The sequence below is a fragment of the Lutibacter agarilyticus genome (assembly GCF_900188235.1).
Taxonomy (GTDB): domain Bacteria; phylum Bacteroidota; class Bacteroidia; order Flavobacteriales; family Flavobacteriaceae; genus Lutibacter; species Lutibacter agarilyticus.
The window spans coordinates 216,968-241,379 of the sequence record NZ_FZNT01000006.1 but is presented as its reverse complement, the minus strand read 5'-3'; the positions used below and the strand labels follow the sequence as shown (position 1 = coordinate 241,379).

The following is a 24,412-nucleotide window of genomic DNA, read 5'->3' as shown; positions in this document are numbered from 1 at the left end:
AAGCCCGTTGGGCGTAATGCCGAAAAAAAATTGCAAGAAGACAACAAAATATGATAAAGAATAAATTTACTAAGGGTTCTGAGTGGAGAATCTGGGATTTACATATCCATACACCTAATTCTATCTGCCAAAATTATGGAAATACTCCTGAAAATTGGGAGAAATTTATTTCAGCTTTAGAAAACTTACCAAATGATGTAAAAGTGATTGGAATCACCGATTATTATTTCATTGATGGTTATGAGAAAGTTATGGAATACAAATTAAAGCATAACAGACTAAAAAATATTGAAAAGATATTTCCAATTTTAGAGTTTAGAATTGACACATTTGGAAGCGGTAATGAAAATAAATTACAAAAGATAAACCTGCACATACTATTTGACTTAGATGAATCAAATTTGAGTCAAGAAATTAAACTTGTAAATGAAGAATTTATTAGTAAAATAAATATTTCATCTTTAGATGAACACAAAACCAAAAGTTTATCCAAAGAAAATTTCATTTCAATTGCTGGTAGTTTAAAAGAAGGTTTTAATTCATTAATTCCATCCACAAGACAAGTGTTTGAATTTCTAAATTCCATTACTTGGAAGGAAAGAACATTTTTATTCTTAGGTTATAAAGAGTGGAGTAATTTAGAAAAAAATCAACAATTGAAACTGATTAAAGATAATTTGTATTCTCAAGTTGGGGCATTTTTCAGTAATAACTTCACAACTAACCCTTCTAACCAAAGTTGGCTGGACGAATTTGGCAATAAAAAACTACTTCATTCTCTAGATATACACGAATTCAAATATTTGGATACTTTTGAATTTGAGCCAGATGGCACACAAAAGCCAAGTAAAAACTATCAATGTAATACTTGGATTAAAGCTGACCCAACATTTGAAGGTTTAAAACAGATAAAATATGAACCAAATGAAAGAGTAAAAATTCAAAATACTAATCCATCATTTGACTTTGATAAACCTTATTTTTCATCATTTAGATTTAATAATGACGAACAAATTTTCACAGATGATGATGATTTAATTTTTGACAAATCCTCTGCCATTATCCCTTTAAATCCCAATTTAATAACAATCATTGGTGGTCGAGGAGAAGGAAAAAGTATGTTAACCGAATATATTGCGACTAGTTTTTTTGATAAAGAAACAAATAAAGAAGGTGTTTTCTCTAAAAATGGAAATATTGAAGTTGATTACTGCAAAACCATTAGAAATCAATCAGAAAGCCTGACATTTCCAATTAATGAGGATAAACATTCTGTAGATTTTATATACATAAATCAAGGTAACTTGAAAAATCAAGTTGAAGACCGTGAGAAAAAGTCAAAATTAGCAAATTCCATTAGTAATTTAGCAAAACTCAAAAAATCAATATTTAACGAGGAGTTAAATCAAAAAGTTTTAGATAATATTGATGAATTACATAAGTTAAAAGAATTTTTAAATGAAAATGAGAATAAAATAGAACATTTAGAAAGTCAAGAAAAGTCTACCAATGAATTTATAAATAATATTACAACAAAGGAAAATAAAGATAAACTCGAGAAATATTCGAAAAATTTAATAGAATTAAATACTTTAAAATTAAAGAAAGTTCAACTTGAAAATTTCACAAAACAATTAAATGAAAATATTACTTCCTTAAATGAGAAAATAGTCTCACTTAATGAAGAAACAAAAAATATCCCAGAGATAGAACCTTCTTCTAAGACATTTAAAAACCAAGTAGTTGCTATAGACTTATGGTTAAAAAATGTTAACAAAGAAATTGCTAAAATTGAAATTGAAATCACTAAAGTAAAAGATGAATTTGAAAAATATTATAAAGGAGACTTAACAACTCTATTAAAAGATGTTGATAAATTTCAAAATTCATTATTTGATATTAGAAAAAAAATAAAAGAGACAAAAGCAAAACAAGAACGATTAACAAAACTAACAATTGAGTTATTCACTGACAATAAAGAATCAAAATCACTTATTTCAAAAATAGAGGAAGAATACACAATTCAAAAGAATAAAATTTTGTCTGATTGGGAAACTTTCACAAAAGTTGATGAAAGAAAAGACTTGAACATTCAGCAAAAAGAAATTATGAAAAATCTTTTAAATGATTTGGATATTGAGGTTATAGTTGATTTCGATGAGCAAAAATTTTACAATGAGATATATCATTGTATAAATGGTTCAGAATGGAGAGTAAAAAACAATAAAGCTGCACAAGTAAAACATTTTGGAATTGAGAATTTATCAACATTCTTCGAATATATTAAGAACAAATATTTACAAGATTTTTATAGTACAGGTTTTTATAAAGAAACTTTTACAAATGTATTATTTGATGAAAATAAAAGGAAACAATATATAAAAGTTTTTCCTATTTTAAAGTATCAAAAGAAAGACCTTAATAAAATATCTGTAGGACAAAAAGGGACTGTTTATTTAAAAATGATGCTTGCGACTGAAGCATTTTCAAAACCTATAATTTTTGATCAGCCAGAAGATGATTTAGATAATGAATTTATTATGTCGAATCTGATAGATTTATTCAAAAATTTAAAAAAATATAGACAAGTAATTATTGTTACTCACAACGCTAATTTAGTGATTAATGCAGATGCAGAACAAATTATAATAGCACAGAATAATAAAGGAAAGCTAAAATATATTTCTGGAAGCTTAGAAAATGAAAAGATAAATAATAAAATATGTGAAATCTTAGAAGGTGGTCATTTAGCATTTGAGAAACGAAGAGAAAAATACAAGTTCATAAAATAAAGCACTCACGCCCAACAACTGGTATAAAAAATTGCTAAATTCAATAAAATATAATGTTTCTAAAACATAAATAACTTAAATTTAAACATCGGAAAATTACGTTTTCAAAAACGCCACTTTCCATACCAAAAACCGTTGTACACTATTTCAGATGAAGATTTTTAGAATACTAATAATATCAATTTTACTTATTTCTTGTAGTAAGCAGAGAAAATTCGTTAAGATTAGTGATAATCCTTTCATAGAATATACAAAAGAAGGACATAATGTCTCAATTTACATTTCTGATTTTAGCCTTGGAAAAGGAAATGAACTTGCTCTCGAAGCAATGAAATTTGCTCGTAAGAATAAGTTTGATAAAGCTCGTGAAAAATTAACTCAAGCCATAATTGAGGAACCTAATAACCCTATTTTATATAATAATTTAGGTAATGTTGAGTATCACGATTATAAATTTAATAAAGCAATAGAATGTTATGAAAAATCTTTGATTATATCTGATTCTCTATATATTTCGGCAGGAATTAATTTAGGAAAAGCATATTCATTAATTGGAGAAAAAGAAAAAAGTGAATTAATTTTTAACCAGATTATCATTAAAAGTGATATTGAATTTTTAAGAGGGATTTGTTATTACGAATTAACCAGAAAACATTTAGATTACGGAGAAATTGAGGAAGCTAAATTGAGTTTTTCAAATGCTAAATCAATTTTAATTAACTATGAAGATTTCGAAAAAGAGTTGAACGATGTAGAAACAAGAATAATACACTACTATGATTAAAAAAACAGTGTACAACAACTCATAAAATTTATGCTTAAATTTGAACTAGAACAAACGACAAACATTCAACTAACGATTTGCTTCGTCCGAAAAATCTCCGATTTTCCAAACGCACAAATCTTATAAAAGCCCGTTGCTAGTAATTGCGGACAAAATTCAATTATGAGAAAAAAAATTACAATATTATTTTGTTTTATATTTATTACGAGCTGTAAATACTTTCGTGGAGATAATTGTAATAATACATTACCAATAGTTGGAAAGTATGAAAATATTTATGATAAAGAAGCTGAAAATATTTTAATCATAAAAAAAGATGGAACATTTGAACAAGTTTTCACTAAAGGAGATTTAGTAAAAACAAATAAAGGAACTTGGAAGTTTTTTAAGGAAAGTTGCTATGTGAAATTAACTAATTTGAAACTACTACATAAATTACCACAAAGAATGGAAGATAATTTTTTTCGAGAAAATGGTATTCATAGATTAAATAATATTGTGTTTGTGGAAGGACTGAGTTTCGAATTCAATTACTATAGAATATATGAATAAAATAAGCCCTAATTGAGTAATATTTCAGAAAAAAACTGATTAAAAAATTAAATTCGTAGGATTTTGAGAAATAAAACGGATAAATAAGTGGAATGAAAAGCAAAAACTAGCAACAACTCATAAAATTTATGCTTACTTTTAAACTAAATAACGAACTGACAAACATTCAACTAACGATTTGCTACGTCCGAAAAATCTCCGATTTTCCAGTCGCACAAATCTTATAAAAGCCCGTTGTAATTAATTGCCGAAAAAAGAAAATTATGAATAAAACAAGAATTTTAGGAATACTATTATTAATATCAGGAATATCGTTATTTCTATTATATGATAATGATGGAATTGATTTTGCTTTTGGATTTTTATCCGCCTTAGGATTAATCTTAACAATAGCAGGTAGATTTAAAAATAAAGATTAACGTTAGAAAAATAGAAGTAATTTGATAAATTTCTAATTTACTTCTACTCATCAGATTTTGAATTAAACAATATGATTTAAGATTAATTACGGAATGAAAGTTGATACGGAAAAAATCTTCAATCAGAACTGAATTACTCAATGAAACGGATTGATTTTTAGCAAAAAAACGGAGAAATAAACTGAACGAAATCCTAAAATGATAAATTCTTACTAAATCGAGAAACAGTTCGGGTTAATTCTCTAATTGAGTGAATATAAATAGAACGCAAAAGCAACTAATTACAACAACTCATAAAATTTATGCTTATATTTAAACTAATTTAAAACGACAAACATTCAACAATCGATTTGCTTCGTAAGAAAAATCTCCGATTTTCCAAACGCACAAATCTTATAAAAGCCCGTTAGCTGTAAGCGCGTAAAAAAATTAAAATGAAAAATTGAAAAATGAGCCTAAAAAGTTTAAACATTGAAATTAACCCAGAAAACCCTTTCGAAAATTGCAAATTAGATAGAAAAAAATACTCGACCATTTTAACAAAAATAGTTGAAAATTATTCTGATGGTTTCGTTTTAGGAATAAATAATAAATGGGGAACTGGAAAATCTACCTTCGTAAGAATGTGGAAACAAGAATTAAAAAATTTAGAGTATCAAACCGTTTATTTTAATGCTTGGGAAAATGATTTTGAGAATAACCCATTAATTGCTTTGATGGGAGAATTAAAATCCGTGACAAAATCATCTACAGAAGTTAAATTCAAAAAGACACTAAAAAAAGCAGCAACTATTTCGAAACACTTAACTCCTATTATTATTCAAGCAATAGCGGATAAATATATCAATACAAAGAGCTTAAAAGATGCAATTTCTGGTGTCACAGATAGTTTAAATGACATCTTTGAAAATGAGGTTAATGAATACTCAAATAAAAAAAAGAGTATTGTAGATTTTAAAGAAGAACTGTCGGACTTCATTAACGATTCGATTGAGAAAAAACCATTAATTTTTATAATTGATGAGCTTGATAGATGTAGACCTAATTATGCAGTTTCAATTTTAGAGCAAATAAAACATTTTTTCTCTGTTCCTAATATTGTTTTCGTTTTATCAATTGACAAAAAAGAATTAGGAAACGCAATAAAAGGAGTTTATGGAAGTGATAGAATTGATACAAATGAATATTTGAGACGATTTATTGATGTTGAGTACTCAATTCCAGAACCAAAACCCGAATTGTTTTATACTTTTTTGTACGATTATAACAAGTTCGATAATTTTTTCAACTCAACTGAACGTTTAAAATATAGCGAGTTTAGATATGATAAAACAGAGTTTTTAAAGATATGTAAACTATTATTTTCAAATAAACCAATTACACTAAGACAACAAGAGAAAATATTCAATTTAGCAAAATTATCAATAAAATCATTTAATCCTAACAACTTTGTATTTCCAGTTTTATTCATATTCTTAAATTTTATAAAAATTTTATATCCAGAGTTTTATGAAAATTTAAAACTAAAAAAACTTACACTTTCTCAAGTCCAAGATGAATTCAAGAAAATAGTTAAAATTGAAAAAGATGAAAATATTCAGAGAGAACTAATGTGGCTAGAAGGGTATTTATTAAATCATTATAAAAATTACCTAATTGAAAATCACTACTACAGAGAAAAACTTTTTGAAAAAGATACAAATGGAGAAAACAAATTACTTGTTAAATCTGTAGTAGGTAATGACCAAGACTTTTTGGGAGTTTTAGAGGGTATTAGTTATAGAAGTGGTGGAGATTTAGGTTTAGACTATTTGATGGATAAAATTGATTTATTTGATTCAATGACAATTTAATGCCTACAGCTAACAATGCATATAAAAAATAGCTAAATTATTGTAAATATGATATTTATAACACAAAAATACATTAATTTTAAACATCTGAAAAGTGCGTTTTCAAACCCGCTACTTTTCATATTCTAACCCGTTATAGGTAAGTCATAAAATGAAAAAACTAACAATATTTTTAATTACGATTTTAACTTTTATCAGTTGTTCGATAAATAGAGAAAAAGAATTGTTGAAAAAGGATATTTATTCTGCATATGAAAACTTGTCTGAGACGCAAGATGATTCAATCGTGTTAAATAAAATTCAGGTTATTGAAAGTTTTTATGTTAGTTATAATTATTTCAATGAATATAAAATTTCTCAATATAAAAAACTTATAGATATAAGGAAAAATTCAATTTATAATTTGACCAAATCCGATTCTTTGAAAAAGAATAATTTAAGTAGACTTGAAAAATTACTGAAAATTGATAAAGAAAAAGAAAAAGAGTATAAAGAAAAAATTGAGGATCATAAGAGAGAAATAATAAAAAATGAAATTCAATTAAAAAATATCGATAATGAAATTACAATCAATAGTCAAAAGATTGTTTTGTTAAAAGTTGAGAAACTTGATAAACTACCAAAAGATTTGAAAGTTGTGAGGTTTATTTTTAACGGATTGTACAATGGAAAAGTTAAAAATGATACAATGTTATTAATATACGGGAAAAAAGGAGAATTGAATATTATTAATGATATAGGATTACCAAATGATTTATGATTAAAACCTACCTATAACAATGTATAAAATTTATGCTAAAATTTAAACTAAATACAAACCGACAAACATTCAACAATCGATTTGCTACGTCCGAAAAATCTCCGATTTTCCAGTCGCACAAATCTTAATACTAAACCGTTGGGCGCAATTTAAAAACGACCGTAATCAAATTAACTAAATGACTGAAAATAAATATAAGTTCAATATACCTACGTCAAATAATGGAACGCTTAATATTCCATTGACCGAAGGAAATACAGTTTTCGTTTTAGGAGCAAATGGAGTTGGAAAATCAACTTTAATGCATAATTTATTTAATCAAAATAGGAATCACGCTAAACGCATACTTGCTCATAGACAAACTTGGTTTACAGATAATGCTATGAATATGACCGCTTCTCAAAAGAAGAATACGGAAACTAATATAAAATCAAGTGATTCTCAAACTTATTCACGGTGGAAAGATAATTATTCACAAGCCAGAACTTCTCTATCAATTTTTGATTTGATAAATTCACATAATATAAGGGCAAGGAATATTGCTGACGCTGTTGATGGCGATAATATAGAACTTGCTCAAGAACATTCAAGAGACCAAGCACCAATTCAAGCAATAAATGAATTATTAGCTATATCAAATATTCCTATTACAATTATTCTTGGAAAAGACGAGCAACTATTTGCATCAAAGAATGGCAGTGAACCATATAGTATTGCGGAATTATCCGATGGCGAAAGAAATGCACTTTTAATTGGAGCAGATGTTTTGACAACTGAACCAAATTCTTTGATTATACTTGATGAACCGGAAAGGCATTTACATAGGTCAATAATTTCACCATTATTAACATCCTTGTTTAGAAAAAGAGAAGATTGCGTTTTTGTAATTTCAACTCACGACATTCATTTGCCAATTGATTGTCAAGAATCGAGTACCCTTTTAATTCGTAGTTGTCAATGGCAAGGAAAGAATATTAAAGATTGGGATGCCGATTTAATAACAGCCGATTTGCCTATTCCTATCTCAATAAAAACTGATATTCTTGGTTCAAAAAGAGAATTACTATTTGTAGAAGGTCAATCTACAAGTTTGGATAGACAAATCTACCAACTTATTTATCCGAACGTATCCGTTATTCCACAAGGAAATTGTAGAGAAGTAGAAAAAGCAGTTAACGGAATAAAAAAAACAGATAATATTCATTGGATTAATGCTTTCGGATTAATTGATACAGATGATAGAACACCAGAACAGGTTCAAGCACTATTAGAAAAGGGAGTAGCCGCAATTCCTTTCTACTCGGTTGAAGCTTTATATTATCATTTGCACATTATTGAAAAAGTTGCTCAAAAAATATCAGAATTAACAGGTCAAAATGCAACAGCATTAAATCAGAAAGCCACAGAAAATATAATTTCTGATATCTCTCAACATAAAGAAAGACTTTGCTCAAAACTTTGCGAAAAGAAGCTTCGAAATGAAATAATGTTATCAATGCCAAAACATAGAGAAATACAACAAAGAGGTCAATTTAATGTAACATTTGATTTAGACCAAGTTCTACAAGATGAAGAAAGTCATTTTGATAGCCTTGTTGCAAATAGCAACCAGTTAGAATTACTAACACGCTATCCGATTAGAGAAACACAAGTTCTAAATAGAATAACATCTAGCTTGGGACTTACTAAAGAACAATATGAAAATACAGTCAGGAAATTAATTCTTGATTCAACAGAAATAAAATATTTTTACAGGACTCTATTACAACCTTTGACAGAGCTTATCGAATAAAAAACTGCGCCCAACAACGTGTATAATTAATTGCTTTGGCAAGTGCTTATTTGGAAAATTCCTTCGGAATTTTCTCGCGTTCGTTTTTGTTTACTAAATTAGTTGCTTAAACACGCAACTAACCATACACAAGACCGTTGGCAACTATTAAAATGAAAATTGAGAAAAAGACAAGAAATTGCTTTATAAGCTATCATCATAATAATGACCAAAAATATCTTTCAAAATTAAGAAAAGTAGTAAAAAGTATGAAAGTTTCAGATTATTCTTTAAAAGATGATATTGGACATTTAACTGATGACACTATATATTCTAAAATTAGAAATAAGATGAGATCTTGCTCTGTAACAGTTGTATTAATTGGAGAAAAAACAGGTTATAGAAAATGGATTGATTGGGAAATTTGGGCATCACTTCGCTCATATTCATATCTATCAATTAGAAAAAAATCTTTTAAGCCTAATGGATTATTAGCAATTTACCTTCCTGTAGAAAATCATTCTGTTCCAAAACGTTTAAAAGACAATATAGAATCTGGTTATGCTGTATCTATGAGATGGAAAAATTTAGAGAAAGATTTTGAAAGTAAAGTGAATTTTGCTTATTGGAAAAGAGATAATTTGTCTCATAAAATTTGTAACAAAAGAAATCGACAAGAAAATAATTATATGAATTTTTTCGGTTTCAAAATTTAAAATAAATAAAAATGGCTTGGACAGGAATTAAAAGAAGAGTATTTATATCTCATTTCAGAGGAGATAGAAAAGAAGTAGATGATTTTATAAATCATTTTGCAAATAACCTAGGAATATTTACTCCTTATGTTTTAGGTGCAAATGACAACGATGAATTTATTGATAGTACAGATACTGATTATGTTATGAAACGCATACGTGAAAAGTACCTTTCAGATTCAACTGTTACAATAGTTCTGATGGGAAGTTGTACGCATAGCAGGCGCTATGTTGACTGGGAAATTAAATCATCTCTTAGACAAGGAGAGTATATTCCAAATGGTTTGATTGGTATTGTCTTACCTAGTCAGAATAATTCCGCGTATTTACCTTCAAGGTTTGAGAGAAATTGGAAAAGTGGGCATAATGAATGTTACGCGAGATATTGGTCGTATCCAACGTCTGGAAATCAACTTGGCGAATGGATAGATGACGCTTTTAACTCAAGAACTTCAAGAAAACATTTAATTGATAATCCCCAAGAAATGATGAAATACAATTCATCTTGTAAAACACATAATACCACACATTAAAATATGGATATTTTTAAAATATATTTTGACGATAATTATAATCTAGTTATTCATATTTCACTATGGTTAATTGGAATATTAATTTCACTTTTTATAATTTACTTTTTTTGGTTAAAGAACAAATTAAGATACGATTTAGTGAAAGTAGATATAAAACTCGGAAATGTTGGAGTTGCAGAATTTAGACCGAATAAAAGTGATTTACAAATTGCTCACAAAATTTGGACAGAATTGGTTACTCGAAAAGCCGCAATCCCAATTGATAGAGAACACGATGTAATTGAAGAAATTTATAATTCTTGGTATAAAATGTTTCAAAAAGTAAGAGAATTTATAAGTGACATTCCAGCGGATTTAATAAGGAATAATAAAAGTACTCAAGAAATAGTTAGAATATCAACACAAACTCTAAATGAAGGTTTAAGACCTCATTTAACGAGATGGCAAGCGAGATTTAGAACTTGGAGTGATGCAAAAAAAGAAAAACTTATGGATATGACTCCTCAAGAGCTTCAACAAGAATACCCAGAATACAATGATTTAATTGAAGATTTAATGAGAGTTAATGAACAATTAATACAATATTCACAAGAATTAAAAAGAATTATCGATAAAAAATAACAGTTGCCAACAATGCGCATAAAAAATTGCTAAACTCTTGTAAATATGATATTTACAACACAAAAATACATTAATTTTAAACATCGGAAAATTGCGTTTTCAAACCCGCAACTTTTCATGCTCTAAACCGTTGTATGCTATTTGAAAAAGAAACTATATGAATAATCCGAGAACATTTATTTCATACGCTTGGGAAAGTGATGAAATCAAACAATGGGTGAAAAACCTTGCTACCGAATTGAGAAATGATGGAATCGATGCAAAACTTGACCAATGGGAAATAATCCCAGGAGACCAGATGCCTCATTTTATGGAAAAATCTGTTAGAGAAAATGATTATGTTCTGATAATATGCACTCCAAAGTATAAATCAAAATCTGAAAACAGAATTGGAGGTGTTGGATATGAAGGAGATATTATGACAGCTGAAGTGTTACAAAAACTAAACCATAGAAAATTTATTCCAATTCTTAAATCGGGAACAAACCAAACTGCGATACCATCGTGGCTATCAGGAAAATATTATGTCGACCTATCAAATGAGCAACACTATTCAAACAATTATTCAGATTTAACAACAACGTTATTCAACAAACGTGAAACTGCTCCAAAACTTGGAGTTCCGAAAGAAAACTCGAAAACAACTTTAAAAGAGACAAAAATTCCTACTATTGAGAACCAAGTAATGATAAAAGGAATTTTAATTGATGAAATTACCGAACCCATAAACGACGGAACAGCTGGAAGTGCTTTATACAAAATCCCATTTGAACTGAATAAGACACCAAGTCAAGAATGGAGAGATTATTTTGTCCAAGCTTGGAACTTCCCACCAAGTTTTAGTACAATGCATAGACCTGGTATTGCCTCAACTTATGGAAATAAAATAATATTAGATGGAACTACAATTGAGGAGGTAGAAAAATATCATAAGGAAACTTTAAAACTTTGTGTTAACGTTGCAAATGAACATTTCGAACAAATTGAATTAAAACGAAATCAAGAAATTGAAAGAAAAGCAATAGAAAGAGAAAAACACAAGAAAAATATTGATGATATAAACAAACGAATTAGTTTTGATTGATTAAAAAACAGCATACAACAACTCATAAAATTTATGCTTACATTTAAACTAAATAACGAACCGACAAACATTCAACAAACGATTTGCTACGTCCGAAAAATCTCCGATTTTCCAGTCGCACAAATCTTATAAAAGCCCGTTGGGTAAAATAGTGACTCGTCCTAAATAAATACATTATAAAGATTTGATTTAAAAAGCGTAATATGAAAAAACAAATTGTTTGGAATGAATTATAATATCATTAAAAATAAAGGTGGAGTTATTTCATATACCTTTATTATTCTATTTTTAACATCTTGTATTAGTATCTCTAAAATAATTATTGGATTTAAAAATCCAAAAGTTATTACAATTGAGGAATTAAAAGACATTAGAAACCAAATATTTAATGATAACATAAGTGATTATTATTTTACGGAAGGAATCAAAGATTCTATTTTTTTAAATAAAATCTTAAGCTTATCTTTTAACGGGAGTTTAAATATATATAATAAAAATGGAGAAAAAATATTCTTTAAAAATTCAACTTGTATAAATGATGATATAGAAATAATAAATAAAAATAATGATTCTTTAATGTTAATATTAAATGAAAAACTCGAGGACAACATTAAAAGCTTAAAAAATCTAGATTTGAAAGAACAAATAAAAATATCTGATTTTAAAGAGTATGAATATTACATTATTTATTATTGGAGTTCATTTATGAACAAAAATACTTTAATACAAAATGAGTTTAATTACTTAAACCTGAATTTTAATTCTAGTAAATATAAAATTATCAGAATAAATTGTGACTTTTTAGATATATGGAATCTTGAAAAAGATAAAAAATTAAAACTTAAATTTAAAAAAGCTGATGATGGTTACTATAATGTTTCATTTAAATCAATTCCTTGGAACTAACATTTACCAATCACCATAAAAATTGCTGATAAGAAAATTCATAAATATTTTGCTAGAAATATATTCTTCCAATGGAGATATAATACCCAAAACTACTTTACCCAACAACTCATAAAATTTATGCTTACTTTTAAACTAAATAACGAACTGATTAACATCCAACAAACGATTTGCTACGTCCGAAAAATCTCCGATTTTCCAGTCGCACAAATCTTATAAAAGCCCGTTGTAAAACATTAAGATGAAAGAGATAATTAAATCATTTTTTGAAGCATCAAGAGAAAGAATTAAGAATCCATTAATTGGAACATTTTTGATTTCTTGGATTGCAATTAATTGGAAACCTATTTCTATTTTATTTTTTTCAAATAAAGACATTGAATATAGAATTACACATATAAATGATAATTACTCTTCATTTCAATCCTATTTTCTTGTTCCATTTATAATTACAATAGTGTATTTAATAATTCTTCCTTATTTTATGTGGGGAATGGATGAAATACTTAATAAATCAATTATTGGTAGAAAAAAGAATATTATAAAACAGTTAGTTATAGATATAAAAGGAAAACAAGAATTAGCAGAAGAAGAAAATAAATTAGAAGATTTAAAGGCAAAATATAGAGACAAGGCCGATTTAAATAAGTTAATAGAAAAGTTAAAAAAACAACTTGAGGATAGAGACAATACAATAGACAATTTACAAATTGATTTTAAAACTTTGAACGAAGATTATTCTCAAATAAAATCTTTAGTTGAAAAGGACAACACAAAAAATCTTTCCGAGAATACTCTAAAAAAATTAGAAAATGATTATAAAGAGTTTAAAGAATCTGATTTATATGAGGACTTCAGAGAAATTGGATTATCTATCAGAAACAGAAATGAATTCCCAAACCACATAAACGATATTATTAAAGAAAAATATCTTTATCAAAATATCGTTGATAAAATTACTGATGATGAGAATCAAAGAATTTATTATGAATTGACAGATAAAGGGAATTTCTTTTGGAGAGAGTATATAATGAATGTAACTGTAGTCAAAAAACGAAAAGTACCACCGCCTCCACCAGTTGAACAAGAAGATTTACCATTTTAAAAAACGTTTTACAACACCTCATAAAATTTATGCTTAAATTTGATTTAGTACAAACGACAAACATTCAACAAACAATTTGCTACGGCAGAAAAATCTCCGATTTTCCAGTCGCACAAATCTTATAAAAGCCCGTTGGCTTTAATTAACGAAAAAGATTAAATGAAATCTCACAAAGAAAAAATTGATAAATTAATTACACTTGAAAGAGAAAATAATTTATTAAATCACATTTCTACAAGTTTGTTCAACAAGGGAGAAACTATTGCCGAAAAAAACTTGAGTGAATATACTATTTGGATGACAAATTATTGGGTTGGAACTTTTTATCCGATTTTCAAAATTAACTTCAACGAGAAAAACGAAATAAAGAATATTAAAACGGAGTTAAGCCTAAATGGAAAATTATGGACAATCGTATTAGGTGGTTTAATTCTATCATTCTTTGTTTTCGCTCTAATAATCCCAATGATTCAGGATTTTGAATATCTTGATTATACTGCTTTGATAATTTTAGGAATTTATGGGTTACTAGCATTTGGAATTTATTGGGTTTTTAAGAAAATTTATCTAAACGAGACAAAATATTTATTAAATGACCTAAAAATTGCTATTGGAATAGAAACCAAAGATAATATTGAGAAAATTGAAAATGAAAAAAATGAGTGGACAATAAAAATGATTTTATTCAGATTGTTTGCTTATCCATTTTCAATATTTATTATTTTATTTCCAATATATACAATCTTAACAGGCGGAAATATTGTACCTAAAGTTGGAGGAGCAATTGTTTTAGGTACTTTATACTTAATTACAGACATTAAAACGATTATTAAGAAAAAAACTAAAGCCAACAACTCATAAAATTTATGCTTACATTTAAACTAAATAACGAACCGACAAACATTCAACTAACGATTTGCTACGTCCGAAAAATCTACGATTTTCCAGTCGCACAAATCTTATAAAAGCCCGTTGGGCAACATTACGAAATAGCTATAAAAAGAAAAAAAAATGCAAGAAAAAAGAGAATTCCATACTAACATTGTTGGAAAAGTTCGAAACACCAAACTACCAAAAAGAAAAGCGCTTTGGCCTTTATTTGAAACAATAAGCAACTCTATTCACGCTATTGAAGAAAAAGGCAATCTTGAATCTGGACATATTTATATCTATATCATTAGAAATGGAGATGCAGAAACATTAAAGGGAATGAATAAAATAGATATTTTCCCTGTACAAAGCTTCGTAGTTCAAGACAATGGAATGGGTTTTAACAATAATAATTTCGAATCCTTTTTAACCGCAGAATCTGATTATAAAATTGAAAAAGGAGCTAAAGGAATCGGTAGGTTTGTTACTCTGAAAGCTTTTAAAGAAGTTCATTACAAAAGTTCATTTAAATTAGAAGATGATTATTTCACAAGAGAATTTAAATTTAAATCAATTGGAAATGGAATTTTCGATTTTGATGAAAATGTTAATTCAGAGAAAAAATCTTGGACAATTACTGAATTAAAGAATTTTAAAGAGGAGTATCAAAAATATTGCCCGTTAACATTAGATGATATTGCAGAAAAAATTGTTGAACATTTTTTAATATACTTTTTACAAAATAAATGTCCTTACATTACATTAATTGACCAAAACGGAAAAGAATTATTACTTCAAAATTATTATGGTAGCGTTTTTAAAGGTTCAATTAAAGAATCAAATTTCAAAATTTTAGAGAATGATTTCCATCTATATTTATTAAGAGTATTCAATACTAGAAAAACCCACCAAATACATTATTGCGCAAATAATAGAGAGGTTAAACACGAATTATTAAATAACTATATTTCAGATTTAGGAAGAAAAATCGATGATGAAGATAATAATCATTTCGTCTATCATTCCTACATTACAAGTCCATTTTTTGATGAGGCTGTTGATAGTGAAAGGATTGATTTCAATCTTAACGAATCGATTGACGAAAATGAAGAAGGAGAAGAAGATTCAAACGAGGAATTATCTTTAAAAAAAATCAGAAATCTTGCAATTGAAAAAATTGAAGTTTTACTTGAACCATATCTATCAAAAGTTAGAGAACATAAATTTGAAAATTATCAATCTCACATATATGATTCAGCTCCTCAATATAAAACAATATTAAAGTATCATCCGGAAACAATAAAAAAACTTCCACCAAATTTAAAAGGAAATAAATTAGATATAGAATTATTTAAAGTTCAAAATACTTTAGAATCCGAAATTAAAGAATTAGGTGAAGAAGTTTTAAATGCAAAAGAGGATATTAAAAGTTCGGAAGAATATCAAAAAAAATATTCAGAATATATTGAAAAATTTAATGATATCGGAAAATCTAATTTAGCTAAACACATTGTTCATCGAAAATCTGTAATTGAATTATTAGATAAATTTCTAGGAATGGAAGATAATAATTTCCAAACCGAGGAAACTATACATAATTTATTCTTTCCAATTCGTTCAGAATCTGATGAAATAAGTTACGATAAACAAAATTTATGGTTAATTGATGAACGTTTATCTTATCATAACTATTTGTCATCTGATAAATCATTCAAAAGTATTAAAGTTTCAGAAAGCAACGATTTACAAAGACCCGATTTACTAGTTTTTAACGATAGTTTTGCTTTCGTAAATGATGATGCTCCGCATCACTCTTTTACAATTGTGGAATTTAAGAGACCTGAAAGAGTTGGTTATTCTTCTGAATCGAGCAAAAAGAATCCAATCGACCAAGTTTTACAATATATTAGAACAATAAGAGAAAATAAAGGAATTGATCGTAAAGGTAAAATTATTGATTTTGTAGATAATAATACTCCTTTTTACGCATATATAGTTTTAGATTTTAATCAAAGTTTAAAACAAGTTTTGGATGATAAAGATTTTAAGAAAACACCTGATTCGATGGGTTATTTTAAATTTCACGATAAGTACAATGCTTATATTGAGGTAATTTCTTACCCGAAACTATTAAAAGATGCTAAAATGAGAAATAGGATATTATTTGATAAATTAGGATTACCGACAAATTAAAACGATTGCCCAACAACTGGTATAAAAAATTGCTAAATTCAATAAAATAGAATGTTTCTAAAACATAAATAACTTAAATTTAAACATCGGAAAATTACGTTTCCAAAAACGCAACTTTCCATACCAAAAACCGTTGCAAGTAATTACTCGGCGGAGTTTTGGTTGGATGTAAAACAGATAAAATTGATTTTAATAAAATAGATTTTAAGATAAAAACCAGGAGGAGAATTGAGTTGATTAAAATTTCTATAAATGATAAATTCAGTAAAATGAGAAGATTGATTTTTTTTAATTAGTTCAATGACAAATTAAATAAAAATGATAAATTTGAGTTCACTTCTACTCTACTGATTTTGAGAATTGAAACGCAAAAAGCTCAATGAAACGGAGAAATTTAAAATCAGAGTGGATTTGAGCATTGAAACGGAGAAAAATTGCAAAACGTAAAAACAAGTAAAAAGATAAATTAATAACAAAAAACAAAAGGATTTTTATAAAGAACAAGAATGACAAATCTCGGAAAGTACTAAAATTCAATTATCAGCATAACGTGTCGTAAAAACTTGCAACAACTCATAAAATTTATGCTTAAATCTGATTTAGTACAAACGACAAACATTCAATAAACAATTTGCTACGTCCGAAAAATCTCCGATTTTCCAGTCGCACAAATCTTATAAAAGCCCGTTGTAGGTAATTCCGAATTACATCAGAAATAAAATTGTAACAAAATAGATTAAATGAAATTTGAAATTATTCCAGAATATCGATTTAAGAATTATTTTAAATATTCAATTTTTGCGATTGGATTAATTTTGATAATGATTCCAACAATTATTAACGATTACGATGTGTTATCCTTTTTTGGATTAATCATTATGATTATAGGATTATTGATTACATTATTTTCATCTAAACAATATCTGAGTATTGATCAAGAATTTATAGAATTTGAATCAAAAAGTATTGTTAAAGAGTTTAGTAAATCGATATCGATTAGTTTCAATGATATTGAGAAAATATTTTTTCTAAGAAGACAATTCTTGATTTTAGGAGGACGGAGTCCAATAGCAGATGCGGATGCTCAAACATTGTATAACGAAAATAGAATTGTATTTGTTTTAAAAGACAATAAAAGTGAAACGATTAAACAAGTTGGAAAAATAAAGGAATTTAAGACAGCTTATTCAATGATTAAAAGTAGATTAGATAAAAAGGATAAATAAAAAACTACCTACAACAACTCATAAAATTTATGCTTAAATTTGAACTAGAACAAACGACAAACATTCAACAAACGATTTGCTACGTCCGAAAAATCTCCGATTTTCCAAACGCACAAATCTTATAAAAGCCCGTTAGGCACAAGCGGAAATGAAAATTATTATGACAAGAGAAGAAGCTGAAAATAAATTATATTTACTTTGGGAGGATGGTGAAATCCCGAGTAACTTTACAACTGAACATACAGAATATGAAAGAGCTGTGAGATTAATGATGAAAACTGGAGAATTTGATGAAACCGAATTTTATTAATAATTATGATTTCGTTTTTATTAATTATTCCTTGGTTAATATTTGGTTTTTTTAAATCAAAAGAAACCTTCATTGGATTAAATCAAACTAAACTTTCGTTGATTCTTTTAATTATAACAGAATTGATATTTTTTTTAATTCTATTATTTTCATTACCTGAACCAAATCATAAACTTGTAGGATTAAGTAGTTTTTCTTGGACATATTTGATGATTTATACAAAAGGAATAATTCCAACTTGGTTTATAGCAGAACTGATGGAAGGAACATTAGGCGATAAAATAGACACTGATTACCAATTTACATATCTGATTATAAGTTTGATAATAGATTATTTTCTTTTATTTATGATTAGTCCTAGATTATTAAAAATCTTCCGAATGAAAAAGCCAGTGCCTAACAACTCATAAAATTTATGCTTAAATTTGAACTAGTACAAACGACAAACATTCAACTAACGATTTGCTACGTCCGAAAAATCTCCGATTTTCCAAACGCACAAATCTTATAAAAGCCCGTTGCCTGTAATACGATTAAAATCATAAAACAAAAAATAGTTTCCATATATTGAAACTTTTCACTAGATTTGTTGTCTAAACAGTAAGAAAAGGAATGAAACCTAAATTTGATGTTATATTTTTAGAACAAGCTATTGAGTTTGTGGAAAATTTAGACAATAAAACGAGAACAAAAATTTTCTACAATATTGATAAAGCTAAATTGATAAATGATCCTAAACTTTTTAAAAAACTAAAAGATGAAATTTGGGAATTCAGAACTAAATTTAACGGAGTTCAAATTAGACTTTTTGCTTTTTGGGACAAAACAGAGAAAACTGATACACTTGTAATATCAACTCACGGAATTATTAAAAAAGTCAGTAAAGTTCCAAAAGGTGATATTGAGAAAGCTGAAAAATTGAGAGAGGAATATTTTAATCAAAAAAAACTTTAGAAAATGGAAACTAATAAAAAAATGAAAATGATGAGTTTAGACCAACTTAAAGATAAACATCTTGGAGAAGTTGGAACAACTGAAAGAGACAAATATGAGTTTGATTTAAAAATTGAAATTCTTGGAGATATGATAAAATCTGTAAGAAAAGAAAGACATCTAACACAAGAGCAATTAGGAGAATTAATTGGAGTCCAAAAATCTCAAATATCAAAACTGGAGAGAAATACGAGAAATGTTACAATTGAGACAATTTTGAAAGTCTTTAAAGCTTTGAAAGCTAATGTGAAATTCAGTATAGAAATGAACGAGGGAGAATTCAAAGTAGCGTAAAGTACTACAGGCAACAACTCATAAAATTTATGCTTACTTTTAAACTAAATAACGAACTGATTAACATCCAACAAACGATTTGCTACGTCCGAAAAATCTCCGATTTTCCAGTCGCACAAATCTTATAAAAGCCCGTTACCAGCAAGTTGAAAAAAACAGTACTACAAATATTGATATTATTACTATCATTGAGTTCAATCGCTCAAATTGATGGAAAGTTTAAACACAATATTTGTGAATTTGGACCTAATTGTTTTGTTTATAAATTCAATGAAAATGGAACTTTTGAATATCAATATCACCAAGACATTTTAGGTAGTGGAACACTAACAGGAACATATAAGAAAATTGGAGATACATTAAAACTAAGTCCCGACAAAGTATTGTATGCTGCAAAGTCTAAAATCATCGAGAAAGAATACAAAAATTCTGATTCGACAAAAATTGAGATAAAATTTCAACGATTGGCTGAAAAAGGAAAAACTGACATAGAAAATTGGGATTGGTATGTGTCTATTAATAATGCAGAATTCATTAAAACTAACGAAAACGGAGTTCTAACTATTCCAAGAGCTAAAGTTGAAAAAATTGAAATTAAGGATATTTTAAAAATGGAAATAGGAGATGATTTTTTAAAACTGACCGACTCTATTTTCAGACCAGAAACGGATAAAAATTATATTGAGATTTTTGCATCAGAAAGTGAAGAGACTGGAGACATTGCAATATTGGACTGGATGACAAAGACTTTTGTTCTTAAAGGGAGAAAATTATATCCTCTGACATTTGAGCCAGAAGTTGGATTTTTAGGACAGAAAAAAACATATTATAGAAAATTTGAATAAAAACCAGCTGGTAACACCGTATATAATTTATTGCTAGTTCTAGCCTACTTACGAAAATCCTCGCGGATTTTCTATTCGGTTTTTATTTGCTAAATTAGGTGCTAAACCACGCAACAAACCATATACAAACACGTTGTGCAACATAAATGAAAATAGTTAAATAAAGAATAATTAAAACTTTTATGAATATGAAAACAATAATGAAAACTGTTCTTTTTTTATTAATATTTACATCAATTGGATGTGAAAAAGACAATGAAACTATAACAATTAATGAATCCGACAAATTAATTGGACATTGGATAAATCCAATCTCAAATGATTCCGAACTTAAATTGACAAGAGCTAATTCCTTGAAAGATAATGAGTACGGAATCTCATTTTTGGAGAAAAGTAATTGTATTGAAAGAAGTTCAGGATGGTGTGGAACTCCGCCATTAACTTTTTTTGATTTTCAAGGAACTTGGACAAGAAATGACTCTGATTTAATTATTACAATTGATAGTGGAATAAATGGAATGGAAGATATCAAATGGAAAATTATAACTCTTAATGACAAAAATTTGATAATTGAAAGGATACGATAAGCCTAAAGTAAAAACGTTGCACAACACCTCATATAATTTATGCTTAAATTTGAACTAATATTAACGACAAACATTCAACTAACGATTTGCTACGTCCGAAAAATCTCCGATTTTCCAGTCGCACAAATCATATAAAAACTCGTTGCCTACAATAATGAAAAAACTGCTTCAAATATTAATTCTACTCATAATAACCTCTTGTGGTTCAATGAAAAACTCGAATGAAATTATAGCAGATGAAAAATTTGAACTTTGCAATAAATTAAGATTAGAAAGCAGAATAAATAATTTAGCTCCTGATAATAGTAAACCGATTTATAATCAGAATATTTATAGTTTATTTGAAAATTTTTTAATTCAAGAAAATTACTTGACCGAGATATCTAAAAAAGGATATTCTCAATTATTGGATAAAATAAAACTTAATGAGAAAAAGTCAGATTTAATTGACAAATTTAGTTCAGAATTAGGATATGACCCGTATTTCGGATTTTCACCAAACACAAGATTATCTTGTTATGGATATTTATTTGAACAATTGAAAATTTTAGATAAATCAAGTTGGCAATATGAGTTTTGTCTTGCATATAACAAGTTTGAATCTGTTGGAATTGATAAAGAGAATTATGATTATCTGAAAAATGCTATGAATAAAATACCAGATAAAAAGTTTGAGAAAATAGTTTACAGAATAATATTTTTAGATTTGATTTATTTTGAGCTTGAGTAAAAAATTACTGTAGGCAACAACTCATATAATTTATGCTTAAATTTGAACTAACATTAACGACAAACATTCAACTAACGATTTGCTACCACCGAAAAATCTCCGATTTTCCAGTCGCACAAATCATATAAAAAACCGTTACCAAAAATAGCTCGAAAGAAAAATGATAAATAAAATTGGAATTTATACTGCAATTATTTCTTTTGTTTTAGGCTCAATATTTTTCTTGAGTTTCTTCTATACTGATTATAGATACCAATTAATGATACCAGGAATGTTTTTTGTAATTATTGCAGCAATTGTAAATGCTGGAATATTATTAGGATTAATAAATAAATTTATCAAAGAAAAAGAGAATAGAAATAAGAATTTAATTAGTGCTGGAATTATACTTTTAAATATACCGATAGCAATAATCTATTTTCACTTTGTAATGATAGAATATATGAAAAATACTGTTGCATTTTAATAGTTTGATTCCTGAGTTTACAAAGTTTTAATATTCGAAACTGAGAAAATATATAATGAGAATAATTGAGTTCACTTCTACTCTCTATCGATTTTAGAGTTAAAACGAGAAATTCAATGAAAACGGAGAAGTTTTAAAATGAGGACCGATTTGAGCATTTAATCGGAGAAATTTAAAGTTGAATCGGAGAAAAAATTGCAAAACGCTTAAACAAGAAAAAAGATAAATTTATAATTAAAGAAATGATTTGATTGAGTTCAAACAAAAATAAAACTAGAATGATAAATATCGGAAAATACTAAAATTCAATTATAAGCAGAACGTGTCGCTAAAATTTGGTAACAATGTATAAAATTTATGCTAAAATTTAAACTAAATACAAACCGACAAACATTCAACAAACGATTTGCTACGTCCGAAAAATCTCCGATTTTTAAGTCGCACAAATCTTAATACTAAACCGTTGTACACAATTTACGAAAAACAAAAAATGACACAAATGAAAAAGAAAATTATACTAGGACTGTCAATTATATTTACCATTCTCTTAATAGGTTGTGATAATGATGATTCTAATGATAACGAGAAATCCATTGTTGGAACTTGGCAATTAATAGAAATTTATAGTGATATTGGAGATGGAAAGGGAAAATGGAATTCAATTGAGAATGGATACAAGTATGAGTTTGATTCCGAAAATAGATTTACCTCAGACAGATTCTCCGAATGTCAATCGGGAACTTACACATTGAATGAAAATGAATTAATTTTAGATTATGATTGTGATGGATTTACTGCAGGAATTGAAACCCCAGAAGGAACTTTTGTAGAAAGAATAACTTTTGAGTCAGATAAACTGATTATAAATCCGACTTATCTTATGTGTGTTGAAGGATGTGAATGGAAATTTCAAAAGATTGATTAAAAACTGTGTACAACAACTCATAAAATTCATGCTTAAATTTGAACTAATACAAATGACAAACATTCAACAAACGATTTGCTCCGTCCGAAAAATCTCCGATTTTCCAAACGCACAAATCTTATAAAAAATCGTTATGCACAAGCGGGTTTCAAAAAAAATTGATTAAAAAAGATACTATAAAATTTATGAAAAAGATTTTAGTAATTATTTATTTAGTTCTTAACTCTACAATATCTAATTCACAAGAAAGAGATATTAAAGGAGTTATAACTGACAGTTTAAAAAACCCAATTCAATATGTAAATGTGGGAATTTTAAATAAACCTGTTGGAACAGTTACAAATGAAAATGGAGAGTTTTTTTTAAACATAAACAATTCATTTATTTCAGACACTTTAAAGATTTCTTGTTTGGGTTATAAATCTAAAGAGTTACAAATTGAAAAATTGTCAAATAACGAATCAGCTATTATTTCATTGGAGAATCATACCGAAATACTTAATGAAATTATCATAAAATCGAGTAATTTAAAGACTTATTCAAAAGGTAAAGAAAAAACAAAAACTAAAAACAAAGTGTTTTTTGCTATTCCAAGTTTGAAAAATTTGAATTTAGGATCAGAAATTGGCAGAAAATTTTCTTTAGGAACAAAAAAACCAAGTTTATTAAAAGAATTTAAATTCTTTCTTAAAGAGAATAATTTTGACTCGGTTTTGTTTAGAATAAATTTCTACAAAATTGAAAATAATAAACCATCAAAGAAAATTAATAGCAGAAATATTCTTATTCCAGCAGAAAATCAATTTACGGGTTGGATATCTGTTGATTTAACAGATTACGAAATTAAAACTCAAGAAGATATAATTGTAGCAGTTGAATGGATTAAAGCTTCTGAAAAAGGAGATAAATTAAGCTTACCAATACTCGTTCCTTCGTTTAGTTCGACACATTATTATAAATATGGAACACACGCTAAATGGAAAAAATATGGGAGTATTTCAACCGCAATGATATTAACATACAAACAATAAAAACAGA

At 27.2% G+C, this 24,412-nt stretch carries 26 protein-coding genes; all 26 read left to right on the top strand.

Translation table 11 applies throughout. The annotated features are described in order from the left end of the window. Positions 1 to 50: 50 nt before the first annotated feature. The 26 genes from CHB67_RS11690 (at position 51) to CHB67_RS11575 (ending at position 24,405) form a co-directional block, all read left to right on the top strand. A complete protein-coding gene (locus CHB67_RS11690; protein WP_089381969.1) occupies positions 51 to 2,792 on the top strand; it encodes a TrlF family AAA-like ATPase in 2,742 nt (913 codons plus the stop codon). A 151-nt stretch (positions 2,793 to 2,943) separates the two neighbouring features. Next, positions 2,944 to 3,576 carry a tetratricopeptide repeat protein gene (locus tag CHB67_RS11685; RefSeq protein ID WP_089381968.1) on the top strand — a complete coding sequence of 211 codons (633 nt, stop codon included), beginning with the start codon at positions 2,944 to 2,946 and terminating at the stop codon, positions 3,574 to 3,576. A gap of 162 nt (positions 3,577 to 3,738) precedes the next feature. Then, a complete protein-coding gene (locus tag CHB67_RS11680) occupies positions 3,739 to 4,128 on the top strand; it encodes a hypothetical protein (protein ID WP_089381967.1) in 390 nt (129 codons plus the stop codon). Between the two features lie 263 nt (positions 4,129 to 4,391). Next, positions 4,392 to 4,547, top strand: a complete 156-nt coding sequence (locus tag CHB67_RS17215; RefSeq protein ID WP_176461264.1) for a hypothetical protein — start codon at positions 4,392 to 4,394, stop codon at positions 4,545 to 4,547. 449 nt (positions 4,548 to 4,996) lie between these two features. Then, positions 4,997 to 6,400, top strand: coding sequence for a KAP family P-loop NTPase fold protein (locus CHB67_RS11675; RefSeq protein WP_089381966.1), 1,404 nt, complete (start codon positions 4,997 to 4,999; stop codon positions 6,398 to 6,400). Between the two features lie 151 nt (positions 6,401 to 6,551). Continuing rightward, entirely contained in the window at positions 6,552 to 7,160 is a 609-nt protein-coding gene (locus tag CHB67_RS11670; protein WP_089381965.1) for a hypothetical protein, read from the top strand. A gap of 178 nt (positions 7,161 to 7,338) precedes the next feature. Beyond that, positions 7,339 to 8,952, top strand: coding sequence for an AAA family ATPase (locus tag CHB67_RS11665; RefSeq protein ID WP_089381964.1), 1,614 nt, complete (start codon positions 7,339 to 7,341; stop codon positions 8,950 to 8,952). Between the two features lie 152 nt (positions 8,953 to 9,104). After that, positions 9,105 to 9,647, top strand: coding sequence for a TIR domain-containing protein (locus CHB67_RS11660; RefSeq protein ID WP_245813526.1), 543 nt, complete (start codon positions 9,105 to 9,107; stop codon positions 9,645 to 9,647). An 11-nt stretch (positions 9,648 to 9,658) separates the two neighbouring features. Further along, on the top strand, positions 9,659 to 10,219 hold the full coding sequence (locus CHB67_RS11655) for a TIR domain-containing protein (protein WP_089381962.1): 561 nt from the start codon (positions 9,659 to 9,661) through the stop codon (positions 10,217 to 10,219). A 3-nt stretch (positions 10,220 to 10,222) separates the two neighbouring features. Then, positions 10,223 to 10,840, top strand: coding sequence for a hypothetical protein (locus tag CHB67_RS11650; protein ID WP_089381961.1), 618 nt, complete (start codon positions 10,223 to 10,225; stop codon positions 10,838 to 10,840). 157 nt (positions 10,841 to 10,997) lie between these two features. Next, a complete protein-coding gene (locus CHB67_RS11645) occupies positions 10,998 to 11,924 on the top strand; it encodes a toll/interleukin-1 receptor domain-containing protein (RefSeq protein ID WP_089381960.1) in 927 nt (308 codons plus the stop codon). Between the two features lie 225 nt (positions 11,925 to 12,149). Beyond that, positions 12,150 to 12,830: a hypothetical protein gene (locus tag CHB67_RS11640; RefSeq protein ID WP_089381959.1), complete on the top strand. Its 681-nt coding sequence runs from the start codon at positions 12,150 to 12,152 to the stop codon at positions 12,828 to 12,830. Positions 12,831 to 13,071: 241 nt separating this feature from the next. Next, on the top strand, positions 13,072 to 13,935 hold the full coding sequence (locus CHB67_RS11635) for a hypothetical protein (RefSeq protein ID WP_089381958.1): 864 nt from the start codon (positions 13,072 to 13,074) through the stop codon (positions 13,933 to 13,935). 159 nt (positions 13,936 to 14,094) lie between these two features. Next, a complete protein-coding gene (locus CHB67_RS11630; protein WP_089381957.1) occupies positions 14,095 to 14,796 on the top strand; it encodes a hypothetical protein in 702 nt (233 codons plus the stop codon). A 150-nt stretch (positions 14,797 to 14,946) separates the two neighbouring features. Next, complete coding sequence (locus CHB67_RS11625; RefSeq protein ID WP_089381956.1) at positions 14,947 to 16,998, top strand: hypothetical protein; 2,052 nt, start codon at positions 14,947 to 14,949, stop codon at positions 16,996 to 16,998. 740 nt (positions 16,999 to 17,738) lie between these two features. Further along, the gene (locus CHB67_RS11620; RefSeq protein WP_089381955.1) at positions 17,739 to 18,224 is read left to right on the top strand and encodes a hypothetical protein; all 486 of its coding nucleotides are present in this window, start codon (positions 17,739 to 17,741) and stop codon (positions 18,222 to 18,224) included. 160 nt (positions 18,225 to 18,384) lie between these two features. Then, on the top strand, positions 18,385 to 18,534 hold the full coding sequence (locus tag CHB67_RS17210; protein WP_176461263.1) for a hypothetical protein: 150 nt from the start codon (positions 18,385 to 18,387) through the stop codon (positions 18,532 to 18,534). A 5-nt stretch (positions 18,535 to 18,539) separates the two neighbouring features. Continuing rightward, complete coding sequence (locus CHB67_RS11615) at positions 18,540 to 18,944, top strand: hypothetical protein (protein ID WP_089381954.1); 405 nt, start codon at positions 18,540 to 18,542, stop codon at positions 18,942 to 18,944. A 202-nt stretch (positions 18,945 to 19,146) separates the two neighbouring features. After that, a complete protein-coding gene (locus tag CHB67_RS11610) occupies positions 19,147 to 19,488 on the top strand; it encodes a type II toxin-antitoxin system RelE/ParE family toxin (protein WP_089381953.1) in 342 nt (113 codons plus the stop codon). Between the two features lie 3 nt (positions 19,489 to 19,491). After that, positions 19,492 to 19,821 (top strand): helix-turn-helix domain-containing protein, encoded by a 330-nt coding sequence (locus CHB67_RS11605; RefSeq protein WP_089381952.1) that lies wholly within the window; start codon positions 19,492 to 19,494, stop codon positions 19,819 to 19,821. A 146-nt stretch (positions 19,822 to 19,967) separates the two neighbouring features. After that, positions 19,968 to 20,666 (top strand): hypothetical protein, encoded by a 699-nt coding sequence (locus tag CHB67_RS11600; RefSeq protein WP_141119713.1) that lies wholly within the window; start codon positions 19,968 to 19,970, stop codon positions 20,664 to 20,666. Between the two features lie 200 nt (positions 20,667 to 20,866). Beyond that, entirely contained in the window at positions 20,867 to 21,253 is a 387-nt protein-coding gene (locus CHB67_RS11595; RefSeq protein ID WP_141119712.1) for a hypothetical protein, read from the top strand. Positions 21,254 to 21,407: 154 nt separating this feature from the next. Beyond that, positions 21,408 to 21,983, top strand: a complete 576-nt coding sequence (locus tag CHB67_RS11590) for a hypothetical protein (RefSeq protein WP_089381949.1) — start codon at positions 21,408 to 21,410, stop codon at positions 21,981 to 21,983. Between the two features lie 160 nt (positions 21,984 to 22,143). Beyond that, the gene (locus CHB67_RS11585; protein ID WP_089381948.1) at positions 22,144 to 22,449 is read left to right on the top strand and encodes an MPN domain-containing protein; all 306 of its coding nucleotides are present in this window, start codon (positions 22,144 to 22,146) and stop codon (positions 22,447 to 22,449) included. A gap of 499 nt (positions 22,450 to 22,948) precedes the next feature. Beyond that, a complete protein-coding gene (locus CHB67_RS11580) occupies positions 22,949 to 23,374 on the top strand; it encodes a lipocalin family protein (protein ID WP_217900268.1) in 426 nt (141 codons plus the stop codon). A 185-nt stretch (positions 23,375 to 23,559) separates the two neighbouring features. Beyond that, positions 23,560 to 24,405: a carboxypeptidase-like regulatory domain-containing protein gene (locus tag CHB67_RS11575; RefSeq protein WP_089381946.1), complete on the top strand. Its 846-nt coding sequence runs from the start codon at positions 23,560 to 23,562 to the stop codon at positions 24,403 to 24,405. Positions 24,406 to 24,412 lie beyond the last annotated feature (7 nt).